Origin of the sequence: Microcoleus sp. A6-C6 (genome assembly GCF_036705955.1) — a bacterium.
Classification (GTDB): domain Bacteria; phylum Cyanobacteriota; class Cyanobacteriia; order Cyanobacteriales; family Microcoleaceae; genus Microcoleus.
Genome location: NZ_JAUBVR010000074.1, coordinates 21,608 through 31,073 on the forward strand (window position 1 = coordinate 21,608; position 9,466 = coordinate 31,073).

The window sequence follows — 9,466 nt, forward strand, 5'->3', positions numbered from 1 at the left end:
GATGACAACCCTTAACTGCTCATAGAAAAATCGATAATATTTGAGATCAGGGTAGATGCCGCAATACTTCGGAAAACTCCAAACAACAGAACAGCCTTGGTCAACCATCGACTCCGTACAATCGATCGCTCGAATCGACGATCGCACAATTCACTTCAACTGCGGCGAAACTTCCCTAAATATCAGCATCCTCGCACCGAATTTAGTCCGAGTGCGAATGTTGCCAAACCCCCCCCAACCCCCTCTTGGTAAAGGGGGGCAAGAAATGGAATTCTCACCCCCCCTTGGTAAGGGGGGACAGCAGCAAGAAATGGAATTCTCACCCCCCCTTGGTAAGGGGGGGCAGGGGGGGGTAAAAAGTCGTAGCGTAGCGGGGCGTAAGCCATCGCACTCAATAACTCTCCCTGACGAAGAGTGGGAAATTGTACCATTTGAAGTGCGAGAAACCGACGAAAAAATCGAAATAGAAACAGCACAAATATTAATTTCTGTCAAGCGCGATCGCCCCTCAGTCGAATGCTTTGACAAATCGGGAAAACCCTTTGCTAGCGACTGCGATCGCGCGATGGGATGGCGCGCCGGTGCAACCGCAGGCTGGAAGCGGATCGAAGCAGACGAACACTTCTATGGTTTCGGCCAACGCACCGGCTTTCTCGACAAACTCTCCGAAGTCAAGACAAACTGGACAACCGACGCCCTCGACTACAATTCGCAGACAGATGAAATGTACCAGGCGATCGCATTTTACATCGCCCTAAATCCCGATCGCGCTTACGGCCTGTTTTTCAACACCACATTCTGGAGTCAATTCGACATCGGCGCCGAACAACCGGGCGTGTTGCGGATGGAAACCAGAGGCCCGGAACTCGACTACTACATCATCTACGGCCCGGAACCCGCCCAAATTTTAGCCACCTACACGCAGTTAACCGGTCGGATGCCAATGCCGCCAAAATGGGCGTTAGGATACCACCAATGCCGCTGGAGCTACGAATCCGAGGACATTGTGCGGGAGTTGGCGAGGGAATTTCGCGATCGGGCGATTCCCTGCGATGTGATCCACCTCGACATCGACTATATGCGCGGCTACCGCGTTTTTACCTGGAGCCCTGAACGTTTTCCCGATCCCGCCAAACTGATCGCAGACTTGAAAGCAGCCGGTTTTAAGGTGGTGACGATTGTCGATCCCGGTGTCAAGTACGAACCGGAAGCAAATTATGAAATATTCGATCGCGGTGTGGAAAACGACTATTTCGTCCGCACCGCAGAGGGAAAGCTTTTCCACGGTTACGTTTGGCCGGACAAATCGGTGTTTCCCGACTTCATGAAACCGGAAGTGCGCGAATGGTGGGGCGAGTTGCACAAAACCCTTACAGATATTGGAGTTGCGGGGATTTGGAACGACATGAACGAACCTGCGATCGCGGAACGGCCTTTTGGCGACGGCGGCGAACACATTTGGTTTCCCTTGGATGCGCCGCAGGGCCCGGAGTGCGATCGCGCGACTCACGCCGAAACGCACAATTTGTACGGTTTGATGATGGCGAAAGCTTGTGCGGATGGGTTGCGAAAAGTCCGAAAGGGCGATCGATCTTTTGTGCTAACGCGATCGGGATTTGCGGGCGTACAGCGTTACTCTTCCGTGTGGATGGGCGACAATCAATCGCAGTGGGAGCACTTAGAAATGTCCTTACCGATGCTTTGCAACATGGGACTTTCCGGCGTTGCGTTTGTGGGCTGCGACATCGGCGGTTTTGCGGGGAATGCAACCGCCGAAATGTTCGCGCGGTGGATGCAGGTGGGGATGCTGTATCCCTTTATGCGCGGTCATTCTGCCATGAGTACGGCGCAGCATGAACCGTGGGTTTTTGGCGATCGCACTGAGCAGATTTGCCGCGAATATATCAATTTGCGCTATCAGTTGTTGCCCTACATTTACACCTTGTTTTGGGAAGCTGCGACTGCGGGTACGCCGATTTTACGACCGTTACTTTATCACTTTCCGCGCGATCGGGCAACTTATCACCTTTACGATCAAGTGTTGCTGGGCCCGTCGCTGATGGCTGCACCTGTTTACCGGCCTGGAGTTGAGCATCGCGCCGTATATTTGCCGGAGGGGACTTGGTTTGATTGGTGGACTGGTGAATGCTATCACGGCCCGACGCACATTTTGGCTGATGCACCTTTGGAGAGAATGCCGCTTTATGTGCGGGGCGGGGGGATAATTGCGCTCGCGCCCGTGCGTCAATTTGTGAGCGAAGAGGCGATCGATTCCTTAAAAATGCGAATTTGGCCGGGAACTGGTGAATGGACGCTTTATGAGGACGACGGACACAGTTTTGAGAATGAACAAGGTGTCTGGGCTACGACTAATTACAAGGTGTATTTGGAAGGGGATAAAACCATTGTTGAAATTGCCGCGCGGGAGGGTCAATTTTTGATATCAGAACGCGAAGTTATTGTGGAAGTTGTTGGCGTTGGCGAACAGCGATTTACGGATGACGGTACGGTGCGGCGTTTGACATTTGGATAACTTTGGCATAAAGCGGTTTATGCTATGGTGGGATTCGTTTAGGGCGATCGCTCGATCTGGTAGAGTTTGATAGAGAGAGGGCGATCGTATCCTGAAAATCTGGTCAGCCTGTGATTCCGGTGTGGTGCGATCGAATTCATCAGCAAGTACAGCAAAACTAAAAAAATGGAAATTAACAGCTTGGATGATTTAGATAAACTTGAGCTCAAGATTCGTCAGAAAATTAGCAAATTCAGGCTAGGCGATGTTTTGTACTCTCTCTATCAAATAAAATATAGCTTGAAACCCTTTATAGTTGCGGGAGTTGCCCTATTTGCTATTAGATTTTCTAAGCCTAGCATAGTAAGCCAAAACTTTAAGTTACTAAACATTCAGCCAATTATAGAACTTGTTTCTAATTACTTACTAGCAGATCCTATAACCTTTGACCAAGAGTTAAAGAACAATTTTATGGGTTCTAATCCCGATTTTTCGATGGTGAGAGTAGTCTATAGCCAATTTCCATTTGAGGTTAGTGAATTCAGTCAATTTTCAAGACCTATCTTACTTTACCATGAGATTCCCAATAGTTTAGTAGGTAAGGCAGGTATTCCAAATTTCGATATACACAAAGAATTTTTAATTCTTAATGGAGTCTCCATACATGAATTTATCAATATTGGATTTGCAGCATCTGCCTTTGCAAAAAACAATTTTGCGTTCTCCTTAAAATTGTTTGCACAAGTGTGCTCACAAGGTATTAGTCTTCTTGATGATAAAGCTATCTCTCAGGTCCTTCACCAGTTAGCAGGCGATCGAGTTAAAATTACAACCTTGTATGACGAGCTTAAAAACACCGATCGTAGATTTAGAATGTATGATTTTAATCCTCTGCGGACATATCCCCTAGTATTTCCTTGCAAAAGTAAGGGTTTTGGGAATTTTGGACAAGAATTTATGTGCGCTCCAGTGCCTGGTTTAATTGATGATAGAATGTCTATTGGTATATATTATCAACTATTTAATAATTTCAAAAACACGTTTTCTAATTATTTTGGATATGTTTTAGAAGAGTATTTAAAACTCATCTTAAATAACTCTATTAATTCAGAAAAATTTATTGATATACGCGACCTTGGTATAAAAGAATCAAAATCTCCTGATTATGCAATTATTGATGGTAGCGTAGCGATATTTTTGGAGTGTAAAGCAATAAAATTTAAATTACCTGCTCAAACTATCTCATCTGAAGAGGCGATTAAGGATAGTTTGAAACAAGTCATAAAAGGTTTAATACAAATTGATACCTTTATCAAAGACCGAGCAAGTAATCTAGATGAATTTCATGAATGCAGCACATTTATGCCAGTGTTAGTTACTTTTGAAGAGATGTATTTAATTAATAGTGATGATTTTCGCGATTACATAAATAATGAGTTATTGAAAAAAAATAAAGAATTCGTCAATCTAGATTGGCAAATACTCTCAATTGGTGAGCTAGAACGTTTGCAGCCTCATCTAGCAGCGGGCATTCACTTATCTCAAGTGCTTCAAGATTTAAAACACAAAAGTTTTAATAGTGTGTTAAAGGAGTTGGCTTCACAAACTCGCAAAACTTTTAAAGATTCTTTCCTCTATCCTAAGCAAAAAGAACTATATCAGCGCCTTGGTCTTCCTGACAGAAGTGAATAGAAAAATTACTCCTGACAACGTAGGATTTTCTTTGTTATAATATACCGTCCGGGGATGACTACACCCGACACCTACCCACAAATAATGCAGCCCATCCAAATTACCACATTCCAAGCTTTGCGGCGCAGCTTAAGCCTAATAATCAAAGCCGCACCAATTGAACTCCGTAACTTAATAATACTCAACATCATTCGCGGTGCTGCTCCATCTGGCGTCCTATTTTTAAATAAATTAATCATTGATGAAGTCTCTCGGTTGCTGTCGCAACCCAAAACAGCACAGCCCTTAACTTTGATGCTTGATCATCCAATATTGCTGTGGAGTGTTGCCGGAGTCTTAAGTCTCAAATTAGTCAGCGATTCTATCGAAACCATGAGTTCCTTTACTATAACATCTTTGCGCGATCGCCTTCAAGGTGCAGTTGAAGGAAAAGTTCTCGAAAAAGTCGCCAATTTCGACGATATCGCCCTGTTTGAAAACCCGGAATTATTAAATATTGTAGAACTCGCAAAAACCGGAGTATCCCGAATACAGCAACTAGCATTCAGCATCAGCATGACAATCACGGGAATTTTTATTTTCATTCCATCTGTCAGCCTTGCTGCTGCTATAGCTTGGTGGGTGCCAGTGTTGATGTTAATTGCATCACTTCCCTCAATTTACATCGAAAGAAAATATACCAGAATTATCTGGAGAGTTCAAAAAAAGCAAGCTAAAATTAGTCGCGAAATGAATTTGTCAGCTAGAGTATTAACTGGGGAAGAATACGCTAAAGAATTGCGTTTATTTGGGTTGCAGGAACTTTGGCTCAAACGCTGGCAAGGTCAGTTTGTGCAGTTTTTTAGCGAGATGCAGGCAATCCGCAAAAAAGCATCAATTATTGTACTATTGTGGTCGATCTTTAGTAGAGTTGGAGTAGCTTTGCCCTTTGTTTATGTAGTAATGGGAGCTTTGGGCGGGCGCTATACTTTGGGAGATTTGGCGCTATATTCTGGTTTGATTGTCCAAGTAGAAAACAGTTTAGAATTATTGATTAATAGTTACACTAATTTGTACGATATTAGCCTCGGTGTCAGTCCTGTTTTTCAACTGTTGGATCTGAAGCCAGAATTGCAGTCTCCGCTGGTAAATGTAGCATCTCGCTTGCCAAATTTGCCGGATAGCAGCCAAGATGTTGATGTGAGAAAAGATAAAATTGGCATCGAAATTAAGGATTTATCTTTTTGCTATCCCGGTAGCACTAAAAACACAGTTACAGATATCAACTTAACGATCAATCCGGGGGAAATGCTCGTGCTTGTCGGTGAAAATGGCGCGGGTAAAACGACTCTCGGCAAACTCCTCGGCCGCCTGTACGACCCGACAAGTGGTACGATCGCCTGGAACGGTCAAGATTTGCGATCGTACTCTCTAGCATACGTGCGATCGCGCATAGCCGTCGTTATGCAAGATTACGCCCGTTTCCCCTCGACTGTGCGAGAAAACGTCGGTTTCGGCGACTTGCTTTCGCTGTCGGATGACACCGCCATTAACGCAGCCATTTTTGAATCAGGAATCGCAGCCAAAGTCAACAGTTTAGAGCAAGGTTTAGAAACGCCCTTGGGGAAACAATTAGAAGACGGCATCGACTTATCAGGGGGACAGTGGCAAAGAATTGCGATCGCCCGCGCCCTCATGCGGCTTTCTACCGCCGAAGTCCTAATTTTTGACGAACCAACCGCCGCCCTCGATCCCAAGACAGAACACGAAATTTACAGCATATTCCGCCAAATCGCCGTCGGAAAAACCACGATTGTGATCAGCCACAGGTTGGGATTGGCCAAAATTGCCGATCGCATCGCGGTGATGGAAAATGGTAAAATAGCCGAAATCGGAACCCACAACGAATTGATCGCATCCAACGGAATTTACTGCTCCATGTTCACCCGTCAAGCTAGCAGCTATATTTAGTCATTTGACTAATGACTAATGACTGTTGACTAATGGCCAATTATCTCCCAGTCAGCGTATCCGCATAAGGATCAGGCAAAGCTTGCTGCACCTCCAACACCGACAGAGAATCTCCACTTACAGGTTGGCTAATTAACTTTTTTTTTAGCGCATCTCCCCGCATATCACGCTCTTGCAACTTCACCAATTCCTCCTGATACACAGCAACAATTCGCCCCAAACTCACCACCAAATCATCCCAATTTTCATCTCCCACCAACTTCTCAGAAATTCCCTCAAATAACTCTCCCGCCTGCCTTTTTTGAACATAAGCCTTCAAAAGCTTTCCCGACTTTTGCAAAACCGCCTGATAAATGTCCCCATCCGACCACCACAGCCCCTGTTGACTCAGCAGCCAAGTTAAAATATACTCGCGAGCGTGTTGCTCCTTCACCCAGGCCGCAAGATACTGTAAATCTTCCATAATTACAACAGTCTCCTAAATTTTCCTCAAAATGTCCGTGTTTGTATCTATCGTTACTGCGATCGACATAATACCTGCCTTATCATCACCTGTCCTTGTCATTAATATCTCTTAAATCTTAAAAAAACCCTACTGATTTAGCAAACATCAATTTTTTGAATATAAAAGTACACTTAAACCGACATCTTGCATCAAGCTCGGTTAACAAGCTTTCGGGCCTGTTCCACAAAGAGTAAATTCTTTCTCAGGTTGACAAGGCTCTGAGTTTCCCACTTACCCAGTATTTTTATGACAAAGCAAAATTTTGGTTTAATCGGTCTAGCCGTAATGGGCGAAAACCTAGCCCTCAACGTCGAAAGCAGAGGCTTCTCCGTGGCTGTGTACAACCGCACAACAGCTAAAACCGACGAATTCATGGCCAAACGCGCCCCCGGCAAAAACATTGTCGCCGCCAAGACTCTGACAGAATTTGTCGATATCCTAGAAACCCCGCGCCGCATCTTAGTCATGGTGCAAGCTGGCAAACCCGTAGATGCAGTCATCGACCAGCTCAAACCCATGCTGTCACCGGGCGACATGATTATTGACGGCGGCAACTCCCTGTACGACGACACCGAACGCCGCACCAAAGATTTAGAATCGATGGGACTGGGATTTGTTGGCATGGGCATCAGCGGCGGCGAAGAAGGCGCGCTCAACGGTGCTAGCCTCATGCCCGGTGGCACCCACGCTGCTTATGGCATCCTAGAGCCAATTCTCGTCAAAATTGCGGCTCAAGTAGATGACGGCCCCTGCGTCACATTCATCGGCCCTGGTGGCGCTGGTCACTACGTGAAGATGGTTCACAACGGCATTGAGTACGGGGATATGCAATTAATTGCTGAAGCCTACGATTTGCTGAAAAACGTGGCGGGACTCAGCGGCCAGGAGTTGCAGGAAGTGTTTGCCGAATGGAATACCACCGACGAACTCAACTCGTTTTTGATTGAAATTACCGCTAACATTTTCAAGTACATTGACCCGGAAACTAAGCAACCCTTAGTTGAGGTAATTATGGACGCAGCGGGTCAAAAAGGCACCGGCCGCTGGACTGTAATGAGTGCTTTGGAATTGGGCGTGAGCATTCCCACAATTATCGCTGCGGTGAATGCCAGAATCATGTCTTCTTACAAAGCAGAGCGCGTCAATGCTTCCCACCAACTGACAGGGCCTAGCACCAAGTACGAAGGCGATCCTAAAGAGTTTGTCAACAAAGTTCGCGATGCACTTTACTGCTCGAAGATTTGCTCCTACGCACAAGGCATGGCGCTGTTGAGCGCGGCTTCTAAGTCGTACAATTATGACTTGAGTTTGAGCGAAATTTCCCGAATTTGGAAAGGCGGCTGTATCATTCGCGCTCGGTTTTTGGACAAGATTAAAACAGCTTTCAAGGACGATCCCGCCCTGCCGAATTTGCTGTTAGCGCCGGAGTTCAAACAGAGCATTCTCGATCGCCAAACAGCTTGGCGCGAGGTTTTGTCTACGGCTAGCCTGCTGGGGATTGCTGTACCGGCCTTCAGCGCGTCGCTGGACTACTTCGACAGCTATCGGCGCGAAAGATTGCCGCAAAACCTAACGCAAGCTCAGCGCGATTATTTCGGGGCTCACACCTACGAGCGCACCGACAAGCCGCGCGGTGAATTCTTCCACTCTGAGTGGACGCAGGCTGCTCAAGAGTCGCTGCAAACCGGTAATACCGACTAATTGGATGTAGGGTGCGTTTCGGCGCACCTTACTAATTAATTTGGGGTTGCAAATTGTTTTGACGTTTGTTTTCGAGATAGCTTTTAATATATTCGTCGTTAAAGAGCGATCTGGCGATCGTCAGTGCTTCTTGTCTTTCTTCGTCTGTCATGTAATCATCGCCTTTTATACCTGATGGCGGGTGTCGAGGATCGCCGCCTGCATCGAGGAATCGCTGACGTGCGATCGCCATTAATTCTCCTAATCTCCGGTCTTGTTCTCTTCTGATATCATGCGGTTTCGTCATAGTCTTCAACCTCGTCTATACGAACAATCTCGCCATTTTGTAGTATAGCAGCTCTTGGTAAAACTCGACTAGGGGTTTCGATGTACCAAAAGCCCTTTTCTTCATCATATATTCTCCATCTCAACAAGTCGAGAGTTTCTAGGGCATTGATAATTAAGTATTGAACTCCTGATGATGGCATAGGTCGATGTGTAGTTGAGCCTGTTGCCTATTGTATCACCCATTGCTGACAGAATTTTCAGTTATCATTGATTGTATCCCTCCACCTATTACCTATTTTCATAAATTCATGGTTTGCGTACATTATAGCCTTTCTCGTTTTAGTGAGGTACAAATCTTACCTAAAAAGCTTGACTATGTAAGGGTTGCAGCATACCTCGGCATACCTCATCTTTCTGAGAAACGCTATATCAGTAATTAAAATCACAATGCGCTTGTGATATTTGTAGACAACTATACTGAGGATATCTGGTACTATAATAAATAGTCCTTTAAAAAAAAGTAATTTTATGTGGCCTTTTATAGTAGGAGCCGCTGCCGTTGTCGGTGCTATTGCGAAATCGGTATTTGATACATTGAAAGAAGAAGAGGAAAATAAACGTCGAGAAGAAGAGGAAAACAAACGTTTATTAGACAGTGGTATTCTGGAAGTGGATGAAATGACAGGAAAAGAGTTTGAAAGATTTCTAGATGTCCATTTTAGAAACTTTGGTTATGGTGTTACTTTAACTCAAGATAGTCAAGATGGGTGCATCTCACTTTGGCAAATACATCAAATTGAAAGTTGACCGTTGAGATAAGCACAGCGAAGAGAAAGGAT

Annotated in this window: 7 protein-coding genes; 5 read left to right on the forward strand and 2 right to left on the reverse strand. The window is 45.4% G+C overall.

Annotation, left to right across the window (positions count from 1 at the left end; translation table 11 throughout):
- Positions 1-55 precede the first annotated feature (55 nt).
- The 3 genes from QUB52_RS23380 to QUB52_RS23390 all read left to right on the forward strand — a co-directional run bounded on the left by QUB52_RS23380 (position 56) and on the right by QUB52_RS23390 (position 6,154).
- Positions 56-2,533 (forward strand): glycoside hydrolase family 31 protein, encoded by a 2,478-nt coding sequence (locus QUB52_RS23380; RefSeq protein ID WP_332975291.1) that lies wholly within the window; start codon positions 56-58, stop codon positions 2,531-2,533.
- A 165-nt stretch (positions 2,534-2,698) separates the two neighbouring features.
- Entirely contained in the window at positions 2,699-4,204 is a 1,506-nt protein-coding gene (locus tag QUB52_RS23385) for a hypothetical protein (protein ID WP_332975290.1), read from the forward strand.
- Between the two features lie 84 nt (positions 4,205-4,288).
- Complete coding sequence (locus QUB52_RS23390; RefSeq protein ID WP_332975289.1) at positions 4,289-6,154, forward strand: ABC transporter ATP-binding protein; 1,866 nt, start codon at positions 4,289-4,291, stop codon at positions 6,152-6,154.
- Between the two features lie 40 nt (positions 6,155-6,194).
- Here the strand turns inward: QUB52_RS23390 and QUB52_RS23395 are convergent, their stop codons facing one another.
- On the reverse strand, positions 6,195-6,617 hold the full coding sequence (locus tag QUB52_RS23395; protein WP_265237046.1) for a hypothetical protein: 423 nt from the start codon (positions 6,615-6,617) through the stop codon (positions 6,195-6,197).
- A 288-nt stretch (positions 6,618-6,905) separates the two neighbouring features.
- Between QUB52_RS23395 and gnd the strand changes: the two genes are divergently transcribed.
- Entirely contained in the window at positions 6,906-8,360 is a 1,455-nt protein-coding gene (gene gnd, locus QUB52_RS23400; protein WP_265237048.1) for a decarboxylating NADP(+)-dependent phosphogluconate dehydrogenase, read from the forward strand.
- A 31-nt stretch (positions 8,361-8,391) separates the two neighbouring features.
- On the opposite strand, the gene QUB52_RS23405 is transcribed toward gnd, so the two are convergent.
- Complete coding sequence (locus QUB52_RS23405) at positions 8,392-8,646, reverse strand: hypothetical protein (protein WP_265237050.1); 255 nt, start codon at positions 8,644-8,646, stop codon at positions 8,392-8,394.
- Positions 8,647-9,155: 509 nt separating this feature from the next.
- On the opposite strand from QUB52_RS23405, the gene QUB52_RS23410 reads away from it, so the two are divergent.
- The gene (locus QUB52_RS23410; protein ID WP_332975288.1) at positions 9,156-9,434 is read left to right on the forward strand and encodes a restriction endonuclease; all 279 of its coding nucleotides are present in this window, start codon (positions 9,156-9,158) and stop codon (positions 9,432-9,434) included.
- Positions 9,435-9,466: the final 32 nt, after the last annotated feature.

What these genes read in the sequence shown, in the direction of transcription:
- QUB52_RS23380 (WP_332975291.1), top strand. Translation starts at nt 56, where the DNA reads ATGCCGCAATACTTCGGAAAACTCCAAACAACAGAACAGCCTTGGTCA.
- QUB52_RS23385 (WP_332975290.1), top strand. Translation starts at nt 2,699, where the DNA reads ATGGAAATTAACAGCTTGGATGATTTAGATAAACTTGAGCTCAAGATT.
- QUB52_RS23390 (WP_332975289.1), top strand. Translation starts at nt 4,289, where the DNA reads ATGCAGCCCATCCAAATTACCACATTCCAAGCTTTGCGGCGCAGCTTA.
- QUB52_RS23395 (WP_265237046.1), bottom strand. Translation starts at nt 6,617, where the DNA reads ATGGAAGATTTACAGTATCTTGCGGCCTGGGTGAAGGAGCAACACGCT.
- gnd (WP_265237048.1), top strand. Translation starts at nt 6,906, where the DNA reads ATGACAAAGCAAAATTTTGGTTTAATCGGTCTAGCCGTAATGGGCGAA.
- QUB52_RS23405 (WP_265237050.1), bottom strand. Translation starts at nt 8,646, where the DNA reads ATGACGAAACCGCATGATATCAGAAGAGAACAAGACCGGAGATTAGGA.
- QUB52_RS23410 (WP_332975288.1), top strand. Translation starts at nt 9,156, where the DNA reads ATGTGGCCTTTTATAGTAGGAGCCGCTGCCGTTGTCGGTGCTATTGCG.